Origin of the sequence: Aeromicrobium sp. (assembly GCF_050700635.1) — a bacterium.
GTDB lineage: Bacteria > Actinomycetota > Actinomycetes > Propionibacteriales > Nocardioidaceae > Aeromicrobium.
The window spans coordinates 24,199-41,272 of record NZ_JBOHDT010000075.1 but is presented as its reverse complement, the minus strand read 5'-3'; the positions used below and the strand labels follow the sequence as shown (position 1 = coordinate 41,272).

General features: G+C 68.9%; 23 protein-coding genes. 11 read left to right on the top strand and 12 right to left on the bottom strand.

Going from position 1 to position 17,074, the window contains the following annotated elements; translation table 11 throughout:
- The first annotated feature begins 18 nt into the window (after positions 1–18).
- The gene (locus ACRDPN_RS05715) at positions 19–1,503 is read left to right on the top strand and encodes an adenylate/guanylate cyclase domain-containing protein (protein ID WP_431446405.1); all 1,485 of its coding nucleotides are present in this window, start codon (positions 19–21) and stop codon (positions 1,501–1,503) included.
- Between the two features lie 7 nt (positions 1,504–1,510).
- On the opposite strand, the gene ACRDPN_RS05710 is transcribed toward ACRDPN_RS05715, so the two are convergent.
- Complete coding sequence (locus ACRDPN_RS05710) at positions 1,511–2,590, bottom strand: ABC transporter ATP-binding protein (RefSeq protein WP_431446404.1); 1,080 nt, start codon at positions 2,588–2,590, stop codon at positions 1,511–1,513.
- A gap of 144 nt (positions 2,591–2,734) precedes the next feature.
- On the opposite strand from ACRDPN_RS05710, the gene ACRDPN_RS05705 reads away from it, so the two are divergent.
- Together ACRDPN_RS05705 and ACRDPN_RS05700 are read left to right on the top strand one after the other, a co-directional pair.
- Entirely contained in the window at positions 2,735–3,091 is a 357-nt protein-coding gene (locus ACRDPN_RS05705; RefSeq protein WP_431446403.1) for a hypothetical protein, read from the top strand.
- A gap of 92 nt (positions 3,092–3,183) precedes the next feature.
- Positions 3,184–4,359 (top strand): NAD(P)/FAD-dependent oxidoreductase, encoded by a 1,176-nt coding sequence (locus tag ACRDPN_RS05700; protein ID WP_431446402.1) that lies wholly within the window; start codon positions 3,184–3,186, stop codon positions 4,357–4,359.
- Between the two features lie 4 nt (positions 4,360–4,363).
- On the opposite strand, the gene ACRDPN_RS05695 is transcribed toward ACRDPN_RS05700, so the two are convergent.
- The gene (locus ACRDPN_RS05695; RefSeq protein WP_431446401.1) at positions 4,364–5,083 is read right to left on the bottom strand and encodes an acetoacetate decarboxylase family protein; all 720 of its coding nucleotides are present in this window, start codon (positions 5,081–5,083) and stop codon (positions 4,364–4,366) included.
- An 11-nt stretch (positions 5,084–5,094) separates the two neighbouring features.
- On the bottom strand, positions 5,095–5,913 hold the full coding sequence (locus tag ACRDPN_RS05690; protein WP_431446400.1) for an enoyl-CoA hydratase: 819 nt from the start codon (positions 5,911–5,913) through the stop codon (positions 5,095–5,097).
- A gap of 55 nt (positions 5,914–5,968) precedes the next feature.
- Here ACRDPN_RS05690 and ACRDPN_RS05685 point away from each other — a divergent pair, with 55 nt between their 5' ends.
- The 3 genes from ACRDPN_RS05685 (at position 5,969) to ACRDPN_RS05675 (ending at position 8,166) form a co-directional block, all read left to right on the top strand.
- Positions 5,969–6,745, top strand: a complete 777-nt coding sequence (locus ACRDPN_RS05685) for a 3-hydroxyacyl-CoA dehydrogenase (RefSeq protein WP_431446399.1) — start codon at positions 5,969–5,971, stop codon at positions 6,743–6,745.
- A 102-nt stretch (positions 6,746–6,847) separates the two neighbouring features.
- Positions 6,848–7,234, top strand: coding sequence for a hypothetical protein (locus ACRDPN_RS05680; RefSeq protein WP_431446398.1), 387 nt, complete (start codon positions 6,848–6,850; stop codon positions 7,232–7,234).
- A gap of 8 nt (positions 7,235–7,242) precedes the next feature.
- Positions 7,243–8,166, top strand: coding sequence for a GNAT family N-acetyltransferase (locus tag ACRDPN_RS05675; RefSeq protein ID WP_431446397.1), 924 nt, complete (start codon positions 7,243–7,245; stop codon positions 8,164–8,166).
- On the opposite strand, the gene arfB is transcribed toward ACRDPN_RS05675, so the two are convergent.
- Positions 8,135–8,545, bottom strand: coding sequence for an alternative ribosome rescue aminoacyl-tRNA hydrolase ArfB (gene arfB / locus ACRDPN_RS05670; protein WP_431446396.1), 411 nt, complete (start codon positions 8,543–8,545; stop codon positions 8,135–8,137). The genes ACRDPN_RS05675 and arfB overlap by 32 nt on opposite strands.
- 92 nt (positions 8,546–8,637) lie before the next feature.
- Between arfB and ACRDPN_RS05665 the strand changes: the two genes are divergently transcribed.
- Positions 8,638–9,207, top strand: a complete 570-nt coding sequence (locus ACRDPN_RS05665; RefSeq protein WP_431446395.1) for a hypothetical protein — start codon at positions 8,638–8,640, stop codon at positions 9,205–9,207.
- Between the two features lie 64 nt (positions 9,208–9,271).
- Here the strand turns inward: ACRDPN_RS05665 and ACRDPN_RS05660 are convergent, their stop codons facing one another.
- The 3 genes from ACRDPN_RS05660 to ACRDPN_RS05650 all read right to left on the bottom strand — a co-directional run bounded on the left by ACRDPN_RS05660 (position 9,272) and on the right by ACRDPN_RS05650 (position 11,352).
- Positions 9,272–9,856 carry a PadR family transcriptional regulator gene (locus ACRDPN_RS05660; protein ID WP_431446394.1) on the bottom strand — a complete coding sequence of 195 codons (585 nt, stop codon included), beginning with the start codon at positions 9,854–9,856 and terminating at the stop codon, positions 9,272–9,274.
- Between the two features lie 72 nt (positions 9,857–9,928).
- Positions 9,929–10,360, bottom strand: coding sequence for a CBS domain-containing protein (locus ACRDPN_RS05655; protein ID WP_431446393.1), 432 nt, complete (start codon positions 10,358–10,360; stop codon positions 9,929–9,931).
- A 59-nt stretch (positions 10,361–10,419) separates the two neighbouring features.
- Positions 10,420–11,352, bottom strand: a complete 933-nt coding sequence (locus ACRDPN_RS05650; protein ID WP_431446392.1) for an inositol monophosphatase family protein — start codon at positions 11,350–11,352, stop codon at positions 10,420–10,422.
- 61 nt (positions 11,353–11,413) lie between these two features.
- On the opposite strand from ACRDPN_RS05650, the gene ACRDPN_RS05645 reads away from it, so the two are divergent.
- A complete protein-coding gene (locus tag ACRDPN_RS05645) occupies positions 11,414–11,899 on the top strand; it encodes a DUF2231 domain-containing protein (protein ID WP_431446391.1) in 486 nt (161 codons plus the stop codon).
- A 6-nt stretch (positions 11,900–11,905) separates the two neighbouring features.
- Here the strand turns inward: ACRDPN_RS05645 and rsgA are convergent, their stop codons facing one another.
- From rsgA to ACRDPN_RS05630, 3 genes are read right to left on the bottom strand one after another with little or no spacing between them, the layout of a single operon-like run.
- Positions 11,906–12,886, bottom strand: a complete 981-nt coding sequence (gene rsgA, locus ACRDPN_RS05640; RefSeq protein WP_431446390.1) for a ribosome small subunit-dependent GTPase A — start codon at positions 12,884–12,886, stop codon at positions 11,906–11,908.
- On the bottom strand, positions 12,883–14,175 hold the full coding sequence (aroA, locus tag ACRDPN_RS05635; protein ID WP_431446389.1) for a 3-phosphoshikimate 1-carboxyvinyltransferase: 1,293 nt from the start codon (positions 14,173–14,175) through the stop codon (positions 12,883–12,885). The genes rsgA and aroA overlap by 4 nt, the downstream gene beginning before the upstream one ends.
- 37 nt (positions 14,176–14,212) lie before the next feature.
- Positions 14,213–14,677, bottom strand: coding sequence for a DoxX family protein (locus ACRDPN_RS05630; protein ID WP_431446388.1), 465 nt, complete (start codon positions 14,675–14,677; stop codon positions 14,213–14,215).
- 77 nt (positions 14,678–14,754) lie between these two features.
- Between ACRDPN_RS05630 and ACRDPN_RS05625 the strand changes: the two genes are divergently transcribed.
- The 3 genes from ACRDPN_RS05625 (at position 14,755) to rsrA (ending at position 16,538) form a co-directional block, all read left to right on the top strand.
- Positions 14,755–15,477: an SOS response-associated peptidase gene (locus ACRDPN_RS05625; RefSeq protein ID WP_431446387.1), complete on the top strand. Its 723-nt coding sequence runs from the start codon at positions 14,755–14,757 to the stop codon at positions 15,475–15,477.
- 147 nt (positions 15,478–15,624) lie between these two features.
- Positions 15,625–16,284 carry a sigma-70 family RNA polymerase sigma factor gene (locus tag ACRDPN_RS05620; RefSeq protein ID WP_431446386.1) on the top strand — a complete coding sequence of 220 codons (660 nt, stop codon included), beginning with the start codon at positions 15,625–15,627 and terminating at the stop codon, positions 16,282–16,284.
- Positions 16,281–16,538, top strand: a complete 258-nt coding sequence (gene rsrA, locus ACRDPN_RS05615) for a mycothiol system anti-sigma-R factor (RefSeq protein ID WP_431446385.1) — start codon at positions 16,281–16,283, stop codon at positions 16,536–16,538. The genes ACRDPN_RS05620 and rsrA overlap by 4 nt, the downstream gene beginning before the upstream one ends.
- Before the next feature lie 35 nt (positions 16,539–16,573).
- Here rsrA and ACRDPN_RS05610 read toward each other — a convergent pair whose 3' ends face one another.
- Entirely contained in the window at positions 16,574–16,648 is a 75-nt protein-coding gene (locus tag ACRDPN_RS05610; RefSeq protein ID WP_373887156.1) for a 50S ribosomal protein bL37, read from the bottom strand.
- 34 nt (positions 16,649–16,682) lie between these two features.
- Positions 16,683–17,072, bottom strand: a complete 390-nt coding sequence (locus ACRDPN_RS05605; protein WP_431446384.1) for a thioesterase family protein — start codon at positions 17,070–17,072, stop codon at positions 16,683–16,685.
- Positions 17,073–17,074 lie beyond the last annotated feature (2 nt).

Sequence of the window (17,074 nt, the reverse complement as noted above, 5' to 3'; positions counted from 1 at the left end):
CTCCGACAGCATCAGCGCATGAGACTTCATCCGGTCAAGGGCGTTCGACCGTGGCGCGTCGTGGCGGACGTGTGGCTCGCCAACCTGGTGGGCACGTCACTGCTCATGGTCCAGTACCTGTTCGTGTTCCCGCTCCCGCCGGCGGCCACGGGCGATGACGTGACGCGGGACAACGTCGTGCTGGGCCTCGTGTGCACGGTGATCGCCTGGGTGGTGCTCGCCGTCGCTGGCGTGCCCCGCACCCACCGGGCGCTCGCGTGGACGGTCAGCGGTACCGATCCGGATCCCGAGCAGCAGGCGCTCACGCTCGGGTTGCCCTGGTTCCTGTTCAAGATGCAGGTGGTCCTGTGGACGCTCTCCACCGTGGCGTTCCTGGTCCTCGACCTGCCGATCGACACAGCCTTCGGATTCCTGGCCGGGGGAGCAGTGCTCAGCGCCGGACTTGCCACGGCGACGACGTCGTACCTGCTGGTCAACCGGTTGCTCCGCCCGGCGACGGCCCGGGTTCTCGAGCTCCACCCACCTGAACAGGGGACGACCGCCGGCGTCGGCGAGCGTGCGATCTTCACCTGGGGCCTGACCACCGGAGTACCGCTGCTGGCACTGGTGCTGCTGGTCGCGTTCTCGCCCTTCTCCGGAGCGTCCCTTGAACGGATCTCGATCAGCGGTCTCGTGGTCGGGCTGATCGTGCTCACGGGCGGGCTGTTCGCCACCGTCCTGTTCGCCAAGTCGATCGGCGAGCCGCTGGGCGAGCTCACGACGGCGCTGGCCGACGTGGAGAACGGCAACCTCGGGGTCCACGTGGCGGTGGACGACAACGGAGAGATCGGTCAGATGCAGGCCGGTCTGAACCGGATGGTCACGGCGTTGCACGAGCGCGAGCAGCTGCGGGACCTGTTCGGACGCCATGTCGGTGTCGACGTCGCGCGTCTGGCGCTCGAGCACGGGGTCGAGCTGGGCGGCGAGGAGCGCGAGGCGGCGGCGCTCTTCGTCGACGTCATCGGCAGCACGACGTTCGCCGCCACCCGGTCTCCGGCCGAGGTGGTGACGGCGCTGAACCGGTTCTTCGAGGTCGTCGTCGACGTGGTCGGGTCGTACGGCGGGCTGGTGAACAAGTTCGAGGGTGACGCCGCCCTGTGCATCTTCGGCGCCCCGCTCGTCCTGCCCGATCCTGCGGCGAACGCCCTCGGAGCCGCCCGCGAGATGTCGCGGCGCCTGAAGGACGAGGTGCCGGAGCTCGATGCGGGGATCGGCGTCTCCCAGGGGCTGGTCATCGCCGGCAACATCGGGGCCACCGAGCGGCTCGAGTACACCGTGATCGGCGACCCGGTGAACGAGGCGGCCCGCCTCACCGAGCAGGCCAAGGAACATCCGGGCCGGGTGATCGCCTCGCAGCGGATCGTGGAGAGCGCCGAATCAGGCGAGCGCGAGCTGTGGCGGCTGCTGGAACCGTTGCTGCTGCGCGGCAGGTTGGAACCGACGACCCTCGCCGTGCCGCGCTGACGTTCCGTTACAGAGCGAGGTTCGCGCCCGTGGCGGTGTCGAAGACATGGACATGGTGCGGGTCGGCGGACACGTGGATCGTCGATCCCTTCACCAGGAATCGCCGAGCCTCGACACGGACGACGATCTGCTCGGGCGTTCCTTCGACATCACAGGTGCCGTATACGAAGGCGTCGGACCCGAGCTCCTCGATCACGAGCACCGTGACGGGCAATCCGGTGCCCTCGTCGACCATCCGCCACGACTCCGGACGCACCCCGACCGTGATCGGACCGCTGGAGCTCGACGCCGCTTCCCGGTCGACCGGCACCTCGTACCTGCCGATGCGAGCGACACCTTCCGCCACCGTCGCCGAGAGGAGATTCATGGCCGGAGAGCCGATGAAGCCGGCGACGAACAGGTTCGAGGGCCGGTCGTACAGACCGAGAGGTGTGTCGACCTGCTGCAGGAGTCCGTCCTTGAGCACGGCCACCCGGTCGCCCATGGTCATGGCCTCGACCTGGTCGTGCGTGACGTACACGGTCGTGACGCCCAGCCGTTGCTGCAAGGCGGCGATCTGGGTGCGCGTCGAGACGCGGAGCTTCGCGTCGAGGTTGGACAGCGGCTCGTCCATGCAGAAGACTTGTGGTTGCCGGACGATCGCCCGGCCCATCGCCACGCGTTGCCGCTGGCCACCCGACAGGGATCTGGGCTTGCGATCGAGCAGGTCCTCCAGACCGAGCAGACCTGCTGCGTCGCGGACTCGCGCGAGGCGGTCGTCCTTGCCGATGCCGGCGATCTTGAGCGAGAACGCCATGTTGTCGGCGACGCTCATGTGCGGATACAACGCGTAGTTCTGGAAGACCATCGCGACGTCCCGCTCCTTCGGGCGCAAGTGCGTCACGTCGCGGACGCCTATACGGACCGAGCCGCTGGTGACCTCCTCCAGTCCTGCCAGCATCCGCAGGCTGGTGGACTTGCCGCAGCCGGAGGGGCCGACGAGCACCATGAGCTCGCCGTCGCCGATCTCGAGGCTGAGGTCGTCGACTGCGGGTTGCGACGCCCCGGGGTACTGCAGTGTCGCGTTCTCGTAGACGACGGCGGCCATGTGGTGTTCCTTCGCGCGGCCGCGGCCGTCGAAGCAGGCTCGGCTGCTAGAGCTGCCTAGCCGCCGAGCAGGCCGCGGAGGAGGCCGCCGAGGCCGCCTCCTGAGGGCGAGGGCGAGGGCGACGAGGAGGGTGACGGAGACGACTTGTCTTGCTTCGAGTCCGACTTCTTCGACTTCGATGACGACTTGTCGTCGTCACGATCGGACGAGCGGTCGGTCGACTCGGTCGGCTCGGGGCTCGGCGGCGGAGCCGTGACCCTGGCCGCGTCCACGGAAGGCGTCGGGGTCACCGACGGCTCGTCGCTGGTGTCGACGGTGGGGGCAGCAGAATCGTTGCTCGGCACGTTCGGAACGATGGCGGCGATGGGTGAGGAATCGGCGGCATCGGAGCTCGTGAAGGTGACGACGGTGGCGAGGGCGACGATGGACATCACGGTCGCAGCGGTGAACTTGTACAGCTTGTTGGCCGGCACTGTGGGTTCTCCTGGACGTGGCGGATGATCACGACAACGTGACCCACCGTAGCGGTGACGTGCGTCGAGGTCACATCCGCATCGCCGTTAACATTGGCCCGACCGTCCGGAGGAGAGTCGATGACCCGTTCCGAGCCCCGATCGCTGCTGGTCGTCGGCGCCGGGATTGCCGGCTGGAGAACAGCGAAGGAGACCCGGAAAGCGGGATTCGAGGGCCCCATCACGGTCATCGGCGACGAGGACGAGCTCCCGTACGACCGGCCACCACTGTCGAAGCAGGTCCTCACCGGCGAGCGGGAACCCGAGTCCGTCCACCTCACCTCCGAGGACGAGATCGCCACCCTCGAGATCGAGCTACGACGCGGCGTGCACGTCACGTCGGTCACCGCCGGCCAGGTCGAGACCGCAGACGGAGAGCGGTTGGAGGCCGACGCCGTGGTCATCGCCACCGGTGCTCGCGCCGCCGTGCCCGGCCTCGTGGCCGACCAACCCGCCGTACGCATGCTTCGCAAGCTCGGCGACTCCGTCTCCCTGGCGGGCGACCTGGGGCGTGCCGATTCGGTGCTGGTGCTCGGCGGCGGGTTCATCGGTGCGGAGGTCGCTGCTGCGGCCAGGGCCCACGGCACCGACGCCACCATCGTCGAGGCGCTGCCCGGCCTGCTCACCCCTCTCGGCGCAGAGGTGGGCGGGGTGGTTCGGCAGATCCATCAGGACGCCGGCACCCGGGTGCTCACGGGCACGCCAGTCACGTCGGTCGACGCCCATGACGACGGCGCGTCCGTCGAGCTGGCCGATGGACGCGTGCTCTCCGCCGACCTCGTCGTCGCGGGGTTCGGAGCCCGAATCAACTCCGAGGTGCTCGGCGAGCTCGCCGGCCCTGACGGCGTCCACTGCGACGACCACGGACGCGTCGTGGGCCACCCGGGCCTGTGGGCGGTCGGCGACGTGTCGGCGTGGTACGACCCGAGGTCGGGCCGGCACGTGCGTCGCGAGCACTGGTCGTCGGCCAGCGACCAGTCGGCGATCGTCGCCCACGCGATCGTCGGGCTCGAGGCGCCGCGCTTCATGGAGTCGCCGCCGTACTTCTGGACCGACCAGCCCGGTGTCAAGGTCCAGCTCATCGGCTGGCCCGAGCTGGGCGACAGCGACGGCTGGCTCGAGGTCGATGACGAAGACCCCAAGGCGGCCTACGGGTGGTATCGCGGGGACGAGCTCGTGGCCGCGGCCGTGCTCGGCAAGCCCCGGCTGTTCGTTCGTCTCCGCAAGGAGCTGATCGCGCTCGCGCGACCCGCGTGACTGGTCAGCCGTCGACGGCCCGCGACTCGCCGAGCGAGCCGGTCAGCCGCTCTGCCGAGATCGTGGCGAAGGGCGGCCGGTCCATCCCGAGTGCGCGGGCTCGATCGGCCATCGGGTGCTCGCCCCAGCCGAACGTGGTGCCGCGTCCACGACCGATCCGCACCCGGTGTCCTCGCATCAACGCCTTGCCGCGCAGCAGTCGCCCGGCGTGCGGGCCGTCCTCGGCGCGGGCCAACGTGGGGGTGATCAGCGGCACCGGGATCGGAAGGGGACGGTGCCCGGTCTGGATCGTCGCGTCCATGACAGCGACATCGCCGTCGCTCATCGACAGGGTGGATCGGGCGCCGCCGACGTGGGCCCTCGACGTCATCAGCCACTTGGGAAGGCCCCAGATCTCCCTGCCGGCCTCGCGCGTGAAACCCTGGGTGACCGGGAGCTCGAGGGTGAACATCCCGGGGCCGCCCGGACCACTGGCGAGCACGGCGAGTCCGACCTCGTCGTAGGTTCCGAGCACGAACTCGCGGTAGACGACCAGCATCAGCAGCGCGAGCCCGCCGTCGCGGAAGCCCGCCGACCGCAGTCCGTACTGCTCGAGCTGGGCGTCGACGGCAGTCCGCGACGGGCGCCACAGGGCGCCGGCGAACGATGCCGACTCGATCTTGACCGGCAGATCGATCTGCCGGCCTTGGACCTCCCAGACGTCGGGGGCGGGGTGGGTAGCCATCGTGGTCGTCTTCAGGGGATGTCGCTGAAGGTGGGGCTGCGCTTCTCCTTGAAGGCGGCCGTCCCCTCGGCGAAGTCCGCGGCGGCAAGCAGGCCGAGCTGACCTTCGCGTTCGAGGGCGAACGCCGCGTCGAGTGGGCCCAGGGTCGCCGCGTTGACGGCGTGCTTGGTGCGCGCGTAGCCGACCATCGGGCCGGCACGGAGCACGGAGAGGACGCCCTCGACGTCCTCGTCGAAGCTGTCGGCGTCGAACAGGTGCGTGACGAGCCCCAACGACTCGGCCCCATCGGCGTGGAGCCGCTCTCCGAGCAGGGCCATCCGCATGGCCTTGGCGCGGCCCGCAGAAGCCGCCACCAGGGCGGTCGCGCCGCCATCGGGCATGAGCCCGATCTTGGTGAAGGCGAGCATGAAGAACGCCTTGGAGCTCGCGAGCACGAGGTCGCAGGACAGGGCGATGGACACCCCGACGCCGGCGCACGGCCCTTGGACGACGCTGACGACCGGGCGCGGAAGATCGCGGATCGCGGCGACGAGGCGACTGGCGCCGTCGAGTGTCGCGGCGGGGCCCTCGCCGGCGTCGAGCTCGCCACCATCGCCGATGTCGGCTCCCGAGCAGAACGCGCGGCCGGCACCGGACAGGACGACGACGTGGACGTCGGGCCGCTCGCCCGCCTGCTCGACCGCGTCGGCCATGTCCTCGAGAACGTCGGCCGTGACTGCGTTGAGCGAGTCGGGGCGGTTGATCTCGATGCGCATCGCGCCGTCGTGGACGGTCACGCGGAGCTGGTCGCCGCTGCGGGTGCCCGTCCTGTTGTCCGTCGTGCTTGTCATACTGTCCACTCCGCTCGTCTCGACCGCTTCGCTCGCTTTCGAAGGATAGTTCTTCATGGACATCAGCAACCAAGTCGCCCTCGTCACCGGTGGGGCCTCCGGGCTCGGTCGCGCCACCGTCGAGACGTTCGTCGACGCCGGAGCCAACGTCGTGATCGTCGATCTGCCCGGTTCGCCCGGCGAGGAGGTCGCCGCGACCCTCGGCGACGCGGTGCGCTTCGCTCCCGCCGATGTCCGCGACACCGATGCCGTCACGCAAGCCCTCGACGTGGCCGCAGAGCTCGGCGACCTTCGCGTCGTCGTCAACTGTGCCGGCACCGGCGATGCCATCAAGACGGTGGGCAAGAAGGGTGCGTATCCGCTCGACGCGTTCCAGCGGATCATCGACATCAACCTCATCGGCACGTTCAACGTCATCCGCCTCGCCGCCGAACGCATGAGCGCCCTCGACATGGTCGGCGAGGAGCCCAAAGTCGAAGAACGGGGGGTCATCGTCAACACGGCGTCGATCGCTGCCTTCGACGGTCAGATCGGTCAGGCAGCTTACTCGGCTTCCAAGGGCGGCATCGTCGGTATGACGCTGCCGATCGCCCGCGACCTGGCGTCGCTGGGCATCCGTGTCGTCACCATCGCGCCGGGGCTGTTCCACACCCCGCTGCTGTCGTCGTTGCCCGAGGAGGCCCTGGCCTCCCTCGGCCAGCAGGTGCCGCACCCGAGCAGGCTGGGCGACCCGTCCGAGTTCGCATCTCTGGCGGCGCACATCGTCGAGAATCCGATGCTCAACGGCGAGACCATTCGTCTCGACGGAGCCATCCGCATGGCCCCTCGTTGATCGACCCGGGCTGGCTGCAGCGCTCGACTCGCGGGGCCCTCGGATTCATCGGACGATGTCGAGGAGGGCGCAGGTCAGCGTCCCTGGACTCGAGAGGTCAGGATGACCGAGACACCACAGGAGAATGAGGCTCAGGCCGGCGAGGAGGTCGACGCCGACGACGCCGGCGTGCCCGACGACTCGGCCGGTCCGGACGTTCCCGAGGATCCGAACGAGAGCGGGCCGCCCGACACCCCGAAGCACCCCACCACTGAGCAGCCGGAGGGAACCGAGGGCGTCGAGGGAGCCGATCCCGGTGACGAGGGCGACGACGACACCGAGGAGATGGCCGAGACCGACCAGGAGGCCGGGACTTCGGACGAATTGGGGGAGAACTCGGACGACGCCGAGGATGACGACGGCGACTCCGGCGAGGAGGATTCCGGCGACGACGGCTCCGATCCCACCGATGACATCGGTGCTCCGACCAAGCCGGCCGAACCCGCCTGAGACAGCTGGTGCTCACCGACCTGCCCGCGGATCTCACCGCCCGCCCGCTCACCCCCGACGACATCGACGCCGTCGTCGAGCTGATGCGGCGCAACGAGGAGTCGCTCTTCGGCGAGTCGTTCATCGACCGCGCGGACGTCTCCGCCGAGTGGGCCCTCCCGACGACCGATCTCGTCACGGGATCGTGCGGCGTCGCGGCGGACGGCGTGCTCGTCGCCTGCGCCGAGATCTCACGCAACCGTGGCTACGTCACGGTCGACCGGGCTCACACCGGTCGTGGCCTCGGCACGGCGTTGACGCGGTGGACCGAGCGTGCCCTCGCCACCCGAGGAAACGCCACCGCGCAACAAGTCGTCCTGGAGCCTGACACGGCCGCGGCGAGGTTGCTCGAAGAGCGGGGCTACGCGCTGTCGTGGACCAGCTGGGTGCTCAGGATGGACGATGGCCATGCCATCGCGCATCGCGCACTTCCCGACGGAGTTCAGGTCCGCACGTTCGAGCTGGCCGACGCGGAGGCAGTCCACGCCGTGGTCGAGGATGCGTTCAGCGCCTGGATCGGCCGTGAGCGCACCACGCTCGACGAGTGGTCGATCGAGAACCTGGACCGCGAAGGTGGCGATCCCAGCCACCATCGCGTCGCGACGAACGACGGCGAGGTCGTGGGCGCGAGCATCGTGCACGACAGCGACGACACCGCCTGGGTCTATCAGCTGGCGGTCCGCGGCGACCACCGTGGAATGGGTATCGGCCAGGAGCTGATGGCGGCGTCGTTCGAGGCGGCGAGGGCGCGGGGGGTGGCCAGGGCCGCGCTAGGTACCGACAGCCGCACCGGCGCGCTGGGTTTGTACGAGCGTCTCGGCATGAGGGTGCAGGCGACGATGCATGTGTGGGAGAGGCCCCTCAGTCCCAGCGAGCCCGACGCGACTTCTTGACGTCGCCACGACGTTTCTTGGCGCCGAGCCGTCGCTCGACCGACGCGCGGGTCGGCCGGGTGGCGCGCCGCGGTTTCGGAGGCACGAGCGCCTGCGTGACGAGCTCCTCGAGCCGAACTCGCGCGGCCTCCCGGTTGCGGTGCTGGGAGCGGTAGCGCGACGAAACCACCGTGATCGTTCCGTCCACGAGGCGGGAGCGAAGTCGTCGGGCGGCGAGCTCCTTCTGTGCGTCGGTGAGCGCAGACGTGGCATCGAGCGACCAGCTCAGCTCGACGCGGGTGTCCGTCGTGTTGACGTGTTGTCCGCCTGCACCCGACGACCGCGAGAACCGCCACGACATCTCACTGTCAGGCAGGTGCATCCTTCCGTGTTGACTCACCGGGCCAAGGATGCCGCAACGCATCCTGCCAGCATCCTTCGCACGGATTCCTACCGTCGGGTAGGATCTGGAGGTCGACAAGAGGGGACATCGTGACCATCAGTGATCCGACGCCCATGACGTACGAGCAGTGGGGAGTTGCCTTCTTCCAGCATGCAATCAGCGAGGGACGCATCCTCGGTCCGATCTCCGTGCTCGCCGGCGAGCCGATCGAGTTCGGCCCGATGAGGGTCGGGCCCGGGCGCGTTGCCAGCGTCTCCGCATCCGGCCGGGTCGGGCAGCCGGTTGCCGAGCGGCGTGGCGACGACCCTGTCCGGTACCTCGTCCGACTGCCGGTCGACGTCGACTTCTCGCTCGATCTGCAGGTGAGTACCCATCACTTCTCCGCCGTGCTCGACATTCCGCTGGTGCTCACCGCCGTGGCGGCCCCGCCGCTGACGGTGTTCATCCACGTCGAGACGCCGGCCCCCAAGGAGATCGACATCGACCTCCACGCCGACGGGCTCGGAGCGTCCGTGGTGAAGGAGGTCGCCGACGTCAAGGGCGAGCTCCGACGCTTCGTTGCCAAGTACGTCGCTCGCGAGGTCGAGAAGCCGCACATCCTCGAGGCGCGGACCATCGACGTGCTCACGCTCATCGACGGTGCGCTGAGCGGCCGCTAGGGCGTGCCTCCCTACTCCGGTTCGAGGGGCGCCACGCGAACCCGGATCGGAATAGGGAGACGCCCTAGGACTCCTCGTCCGCCAAGATGCCGTACATCGCGCGGCGGGCGTCGTCGAGCACCGCGCTGGCGCGGGTCTGCTGGGCCGGGTTCCCGGTGTGCATCACCTGACGCCAGGCCACGACCAGTCCCTTGAGCGCCTCGCCGGCCTCACGGCCCACGGATCTTTCGTCGGCGCGCGTGGCGTCTTCCCATGGGATGCCCAGCTCGTCGCGATGCTCCTCGACGTACTCGCGGCCGGCGTCGGTGAGCGTGGCCGTCTTGCGGCCTTCGACCCGGTCGAACTCGATCAGGCCCTCGTCCTCGAGTTGCTGCAGGACGGGGTAGATGGAGCCCGGGCTGGGCGTCCAGGCGCCCTTGCTGAGCTCGCCGATCTCCTGGATCAGCTGGTAGCCGTGGGCCGGCTGGTTCGCGAGGAGCAGCAGGGCTGCCGCCCGGACGTCACCTCCGCGTCCGCCGCGGCGTCTGCCGCGTCGCCGGCCGGAGTACCCGAAGCCGCCGCCGAGGTCGACACCGAGATAGGGAAGATCTTCTCGTCGGCCACGCCGACGGTCATCGGGGTGGCACTGGTGGGGGTCGTTCTTTCGCATGATCATCGTTCCTTTCCGATACATAAACGATATATCGGAAAGGTATCGAAATCGACTGGCTGGCTCGGCTCCTCAGCCGCGCGACACGTAGTTGTTGAGCTGGTCGCGCTCGAACTCGAGCTGGTCCATCCGGTGCTTCACGGCGTCGCCGATGCTCAGCACGCCGACGAGCGACCCGCCGTCGAGCACCGGCACGTGTCGCACCCGGTGCTCGGTCATGATCGCCATGAGCGAGCCGAACGAGTCCTCGGGTGAGCACACCTGCACGTCGGACGTCATGATCTGCTCGACGGTGATGCTGCTCGGATGGTCGAAGTCGCGGACCTTGCGCACGACATCGCGCTCGGAGACGATGCCGACCATCGAGGTGCCGTCGTGGCTCACCACGAGCGCACCGACGTTGTACTCGGCCAAGGCATCGAGCAGCTCGGCCATGGTGGCCTCGGGACGGATCGTGTAGACCGAGCCGGATCCCTTGGACGACAGGACATCACTCACGCGCATTAAGTCACCCTTCTTCTTGGATCTCAACTCTATCCCCGGGCGTGAACCACGGCGAGGGTTCAAGGCACGTCGGGCTCGCCCCACGAACGGGAGAAGTCGAGCGTGCGGACGTTGTCGTCACCGTTGCCCGATTCGTCGTCCATCGCGTCCTCGGGCTCATCGGTCCACGACGCATCGGGCGGACCGTCGTCGGGGAAGTGTCCGAGGTAGGCCATGGCTGCGTCGTGCAGGCGACCGTTGGTGGCCAGCGCGTTCGGTCCCCATGGTCCCGGCTGTCCGGCCAGGCTGGTGAACGAGCCGCCGGCCTCTCGCACGATGATGTCGAGGGCGGCCATGTCCCACAGCTTCAGGTCGGGCTCGGCGGCGATGTCGACCGCTCCCTCCGCCACCATCATGTACGACCAGAAGTCGCCGTAGGCGCGAGTACGCCAGCAGCGCCGCAGCAGAGCCGCGAAGCCTTCGGCCTTGTCGATCTGCTCCCAGCTGGTGGCCGAGCTGTAGGACATCGAGGCGGCATCGAGGTCGGACACCTGCGAGACGCGGATCTCGCGCGGGTGCATGACCGACTTGCCGGTGAACGCTCCACCGCCCTTGGAGGCCCACCAGCGCCGGCCGATCGCCGGCGCGGAGACGCAGCCGGCGACGATCTCGCCGGCTTCCTCGAGGGCGATCAGCGTCGCCCACACCGGGACGCCGCGGACGAAGTTGGCCGTGCCGTCGATGGGGTCGATGATCCAGCGCCGCTCGTGCGACCCGGTGGATCCCTCGACCTCGCCATGCTCCTCGCCGAGGACGACGTCGCGGGTGCGGGCCAGGTGAAGCTGACGGCGGATGGCCTTCTCGACGGCCTCGTCGGACTCGGTGACGTAGGTCAGGTCCGGCTTCGTCGACACCTCGAGGTCGATCGCCCCGAAGCGATCCATCGACAGGTTGTCGGCGTTGTCGGCGAGCACGTGCGCCAGCCGGACGTCGTCGTTCCAGGAGTGGCCCATGCGGCTTAGGGTACGGTGACATCGACCGCGACCACGGTCTTGACCCTCTCGGAGGCGCCCGGTGTTCGGTTCATTCTTCGGACTTCCGATCCACGCGCTGGTCGTGCACGGCTCCGTCGTCCTCGTCCCGCTCGCGGCCCTGCTCGGCATCGTCATCGTGTATCCGCCGTGGCGCATGCGGCTTCGATGGCCCCTGGTTGCGGCCACGGCCCTCGCCACGGTCACGGTCTACGTCGCCCGCGAGAGCGGCAAGGTGTTCAAGGAAGCTCTCGGCGACCAGCTCAAGGACAACGCCGCCGGCAAGGTCGTCGATCGCCACGAACAGCTGGCCGATCAACTATGGATCTGGCTCCTGGTGTTCCTCGCCGTCACCGTCATCGCGGCCTTCGTGTTCCCGCGGCTGACCAACCCGCTCGCCGGCGGCGGCGCCGCGATCATCGTGGCCGCGCTCGCGGTCGTCGTCATCGTGATGGTCGGCCTGACCGGCCACCAGGGCTCGAAGGCCGTCTGGAACCCCGACGGATCCATCGACTACTCCGGCGGGTAGGTGTGGTCAGCCGGCCGTCTCGCGACTGGCGAGGATGCGGCGGAACGACTCGACCCGATCAAGACGCAGGCGCGCGTCAGCCACCGCGACGTCGAGGGCGCACTCCGGCTCGGTCACCGCGTGGGTGCAGCCTCGAGGACAGTCGACACTGACGTCGTCGAGGTCGGGAAAGGCCTTGATGATGTCCTGCACCTCGACATGGGCCAGCCCGAACGAACGGAATCCCGGCGTGTCGATGATCCAGCCGCCGGCAGGTAGCTCGAGCACCATGGCCGACGTCGACGTCTGGCGGCCGCGGCCGGTGACCGCATTGACGTGGCTGGTGGCGCGGTAGGCATCCGGAACCAGGGCGTTGACCAGCGTGGACTTGCCGACTCCGCTGTGCCCCACGAGCACACTGGTGTGGTCGCGGAGTGCATCGCGGATCTCGCCGAGATCTCCGCCGCGCTGGGTCACGATGACGCGGACGTCCAGTGGCTCCAAGAGCTCGACGACTTCCTCCGACGGTGCGATGTCCGCCTTGGTGAGGCACACGACCGGCGCCATGCCGGCGTCGAATGCCGCCACCAGGCACCGATCGACGAGCGCCAGGCGCAGCGGCGGATGGGCGAGCGCCGCGACGACGACGAGCTGATCGGCGTTGGCCACCACGACCCGCTCGATCGGGTCGTCGTCGTCGGCGGTGCGGCGCAGCACGGTGCGACGGGGGAGCACCTCCACGATGCGGGCCAGCGAGCCTTCGGCGCCGGTGATGTCGCCGACGATCCGAACCTCGTCGCCGACCACGACCCCCTGGCGTCCGAGGGGCCGTGACTTCATGGCCGTGACGACTCGTTGCTCGTCACCCACCACGACGGTGTAGCGACCCCGGTCGACCGTGATGACGCGGCCGACCGCGGCGTCGTCGTAGTTGGGACGGTCCTTGGTGCGTGGCCGCGTGCGACGGCGCGGACGCTCGAAGGCGGCGTGCTCGTCGTCCTCCCTCACGCGACGAACCGCTCCCACACGGAGGCGAAGTCCGGGTACGTCTTCGCCGTCGTGCCGACGTTCTCGACGAGCAGCCCCGGCACCCGCAGGCCGAGGACCACGGCGGCCTGGGCCATGCGGTGGTCGTCGTACGTGCTGACCACGCCGCTGTGCAGCGGCCGCGGCCGGATGATCAGGCCGTCCTCGCGCTCTTGGACGTCGCCGCCGAGGCGGTTGATCTCCGCGGCGATGGCGGCAAGTCGGTCGGTCTCGTGTCCGCGAAGATGGGCCACTCCGCTCAACCGGGTCTCGCTCTCGGCCAGGGCCGCAACGGCAGCGACGACCGGCGTCAGCTCTCCGATCTCGTGAAGATCGAGCTCGACGCCCGCGAGCGTCTCGCCGGCACTGAAGATCATGTCGCCGCCGTCGCGCTCAGCGTGCCCTCCGAACGAATCGGCGATGGACCGCCATGCGTCGCCGGCCTGTGTCGTCGACTCGGGCCAGCTGCGGACACGTACCGACCCGCCGGTGACCAGCGCAGCGGCCACGAACGGGCCGGCGTTCGACAGGTCGGGCTCCACGACTGCGTCGAGCGAAGCGATCGGGCCGGGGCGGACGACCCAGCGGTCGGAAGCGGAGTCGTCGACGTCGACCCCTCGTCGTCGGAGCTCGGTGACGGTCATCTCGACGTGCGGATGGGACGGCATCGGCGGGCCGGTGTGGTGGAGGTCGAGTCCCAGGTCGAAGCGCGGCGCGGTGAGGAGCAAGGCAGACACGAACTGGCTGGACGCCGACGCGTCGATCTGGAGCTCGCCACCCTTCACGTGGCCGGTTCCGTGCACCGTGAACGGCAGCGCCGGGTGCCCGCCATCCTCGACCTCGACGCCGAGGGCGCGCAGGGCTGTGATCGTGGTCGACATGGGACGGACGCGGGCGCGTTCGTCGCCGTCGAGCGTGACCGAGGCCCGGCTCAAAGCCGCGATCGGAGGCACGAAACGCATGACGGTACCGGCCAGGCCGCAGTCGACGGCGACGTCGCCCATCACGCCATGCGTGGCCGGAATGACCGTCCAGACCGCACCGTCGCGCTCGACGCGAGCGCCGAGTGACGTCAGCGCGTCGACCATGAGGTCGGTGTCGCGCGACGCCAGTGGAAGGGTCAGCGCCGACGGATCGTCACCGAGGGCCGCGAGCACGAGCAGCCGGTTGGTGAGGGACTTCGAGCCCGGGACGAGTACCTGCGCCTCGAGGGGTGTCGTCCGTTGCGGCGCAGGCCAAGGCCGGGCAGACCGGGTCTGGGCGGCGTTCATCGCGCTCACTCTAGTCGTGCGAGCGCGACCGGAGGGCCTACCCGCGAAGCTGGTCGATGCCCTCGTGGACCTTGTCCTTCGCGCGACGTCCGATGAACTTCTTGTGCGGGTCCGGGTCGAGGGTTGCCATCAGCAGGCCGCCGATCATCGACACGTTCTTGAGGAAGTGGATGGTCTGGTTCTGGCGCGCTGCCGTGTCGCCGTGGTTCCAGAACGGGTGGCCGACTGCGGTGGTGGGCACCAGGGTGCCGGCGAGGACGAAGGCGGCCAGTCGTGGCACGTGCCCGGTGGCCAACGCAGTTCCTGCGGTCACGTGGATGGCGCCGTTGATGCGCACCAGGTTGGCGTCGGACACCTTCACGTCGGGTGCCACCTTGCGCAGCAGGTCGGCGACCGGCTCGGCCTTGGGTGCCATCGCCGGAGCGTTGCGGAGCGCGTTCACCCCTCCATACACGAACATCGAGGCGAGCATCGGACGGGCGATGGTGCGCAGAACGGTCATGTCCTCATTCTGTCCCGGCGCGCGAAGACTGTCGAAACGAGCGCCTCGCTGTCTGCGGCCTGTGGAAGGCTGGATCCATGTGCGGCCGCTATGCCACCACCCGAACGTCCGCCTCCCTCAACGACGCCTTCGGAGCGGAGCTGGCCGACTCCTTCGTCGAGCTCGAGGCCGACTTCAACATGGCCCCCACCAAGCTCGCGCCGCTGGTCATCGCCCGCCCCGCAGACGACGGACCGCCAACGCGAGAGCTGCTCGTCGCCAAGTGGGGTCTGGTGCCCAGCTGGGCCAAGGACCCGTCCATCGGCAACCGCATGATCAACGCCCGCACCGAGACGGTGGCCGAGAAACCCGCCTTCAAGAGGGCGTTCGGCAAGCGACGGGCGATCGTGCCGGCCGACGGCTACTACGAGTGGTACGCCGGCGAGGGAGATCCGAGCAGCAAGAAGAAGGCGCCCAAGCAGCCCTTCTACATCACGCCCAAGGACCGGTCGGTGCTGGCGATGGCAGGTCTTTACGAGTTCTGGCGTGACGACGCCGCCGAGGAGTGGCTCATCACGTACACGATCCTCACCACCACCGCGGCCGATGACCTCGGCCACCTTCACGATCGCATGCCACTGATGCTCGAGCCTGACGCCTACGAGGCCTGGCTCGACCCGACGCCGCACCCGACCGATGAGCTCCTCGGGCTGCTGGTCCCGGCCGCGCCGGGGCGCCTCGACGCCTGGCCGGTGTCGACAGCGGTCAACAACCATCGCCACAACGGCCCCGAGCTCATCGATCCCCTGCCCACCGAATAGCCCAGCCGACGGAATAGCGCACCTCCCGGTCTTGTTCCTTCCACCAAAGGAGGTGCCATGCAGGCATGTGCTCAACGCACCCGTGAGGTGTCCACCGCGACGCTCCGCGTCAGTGCCCGTCAGCAGCCCAGAGTAGGCTGGGACGCGATGACAGACACCTCCGCAAGTCTCGACGCCGACCTGGAAACCACGGACGTCGAGCCCGAACCCGTCGACCTCGAGACCGAGACGCCTGAGCAGCGGTATGCCCGGTTCGAGGCCGACGCGCTGCCCTTCCTCGACCAGCTCTACTCGGCCGGCCTGCGCATGACCCGCAGCCCCCAGGACGCCGAGGACCTCGTCCAGGAGACGTACGCCAAGGCTTTCAGCGCGTTCCACCAGTTCACGCCCGGCACCAACCTCAAGGCGTGGCTGTACCGCATCCTCACCAACACGTACATCAACACATACCGCAAGAAGCAGCGTCAGCCGCAGCAGATCACCGACGAGATCGAAGACTGGCAGATCGCGGCCGCCGAGTCGCACTCCTCGTCCGGCCTCAAGTCCGCCGAGATGGAGGCGCTCGAGCACCTGCCCGACAGCGACGTCAAAGCGGCTCTGCAGCAGCTGCCTGTGGACTTCATGTACGCCGTCTACCTTGCGGACGTCGAGGGATTTCCGTACAAGGAGATCGCCGAGATCATGGAGACGCCGATCGGCACGGTCATGTCTCGTCTGCACCGCGGCCGCCGCATGTTGCGCGACCTCCTCTCCGACTACGCGCGCGAGCGCGGCATGGCCGTCACGGGCGTGGGTGAGCAGTCGTGAGCTGCGACAACTGCGAGACGGCGCTGGAGAAGCTCTACGTCTTCCTCGACGAGGAGATCGACACCGCCAGCCACGACGAGATCCAGGCCCACATCGACAACTGCTCGTCGTGCCTGACCGCCTACGACCTCGAGCGGGTGGTCAAGGCGCTCGTCTCCCGCTCCTGCGCCGAGAAGGCGCCCGAACCCCTGCGCGCCAAGGTGCTCTACTCGATTCGCTCAGTCCAGGTACAGATCACCGAGCAGCCCGGCTGACAAGAAGAAAACCCCCGTCGATGACGGGGGTTTCCTCACGCGTTGGGGCGCTTGCCGTGATTCGCGTTCTTCTTGCGACGCGCGCGACGTTTGCGGCCGGTCTTGCCCATGATGCTCTCCTCCCGTGACGCCGAGGTTCGGCGATCAGTCTCCCACACCGGGCTCGGGCACCTGCGAGAGGAACCGCTCACGGTCGACCACGATGCGCTGAGCCTCGCCTTTGGCGAGCACCGTTCCTCGGGCGTCGTGCGCCACGACCTGGAACCGGATCAACCGGCCGTCCCGGTGCACGACGGTGGCCGTCGCGGTCACCTCGGCGCCGACCGGGCTCGGCGCGAGGTGCTCCAGCTCGACGCGCGCGCTCACACTGGTGTTGGCGGCATCGAGACCCACGGCGCCGCACGACGCTTCCTCGAGCCATGCGAGCAGGCGCGGCGTGGCGAGCACCGCGAGGTCGCCACTAGCCACTGCGGCAGCGGTGTCGTCATCGGTGACAACGTGCGTCACTGCGTACGTCGAGGGCTGGAAGGTCATGG

Coding starts and splice junctions, on each gene's coding strand:
- ACRDPN_RS05625 (WP_431446387.1), top strand. CDS start 14,755: ATGTGCGGCCGCTATGCCACCACCCGAACGTCCGCCTCCCTCAACGAC.
- ACRDPN_RS05690 (WP_431446400.1), bottom strand. CDS start 5,913: ATGACAAGCACGACGGACAACAGGACGGGCACCCGCAGCGGCGACCAG.
- ACRDPN_RS05620 (WP_431446386.1), top strand. CDS start 15,625: ATGACAGACACCTCCGCAAGTCTCGACGCCGACCTGGAAACCACGGAC.
- ACRDPN_RS05695 (WP_431446401.1), bottom strand. CDS start 5,083: ATGGCTACCCACCCCGCCCCCGACGTCTGGGAGGTCCAAGGCCGGCAG.
- ACRDPN_RS05650 (WP_431446392.1), bottom strand. CDS start 11,352: ATGGGCCACTCCTGGAACGACGACGTCCGGCTGGCGCACGTGCTCGCC.
- ACRDPN_RS05660 (WP_431446394.1), bottom strand. CDS start 9,856: ATGCGAAAGAACGACCCCCACCAGTGCCACCCCGATGACCGTCGGCGT.
- ACRDPN_RS05700 (WP_431446402.1), top strand. CDS start 3,184: ATGACCCGTTCCGAGCCCCGATCGCTGCTGGTCGTCGGCGCCGGGATT.
- ACRDPN_RS05655 (WP_431446393.1), bottom strand. CDS start 10,360: ATGCGCGTGAGTGATGTCCTGTCGTCCAAGGGATCCGGCTCGGTCTAC.
- ACRDPN_RS05605 (WP_431446384.1), bottom strand. CDS start 17,072: ATGACCTTCCAGCCCTCGACGTACGCAGTGACGCACGTTGTCACCGAT.
- ACRDPN_RS05710 (WP_431446404.1), bottom strand. CDS start 2,590: ATGGCCGCCGTCGTCTACGAGAACGCGACACTGCAGTACCCCGGGGCG.
- aroA (WP_431446389.1), bottom strand. CDS start 14,175: ATGAACGCCGCCCAGACCCGGTCTGCCCGGCCTTGGCCTGCGCCGCAA.
- ACRDPN_RS05680 (WP_431446398.1), top strand. CDS start 6,848: ATGACCGAGACACCACAGGAGAATGAGGCTCAGGCCGGCGAGGAGGTC.
- ACRDPN_RS05685 (WP_431446399.1), top strand. CDS start 5,969: ATGGACATCAGCAACCAAGTCGCCCTCGTCACCGGTGGGGCCTCCGGG.
- ACRDPN_RS05630 (WP_431446388.1), bottom strand. CDS start 14,677: ATGACCGTTCTGCGCACCATCGCCCGTCCGATGCTCGCCTCGATGTTC.
- ACRDPN_RS05715 (WP_431446405.1), top strand. CDS start 19: ATGAGACTTCATCCGGTCAAGGGCGTTCGACCGTGGCGCGTCGTGGCG.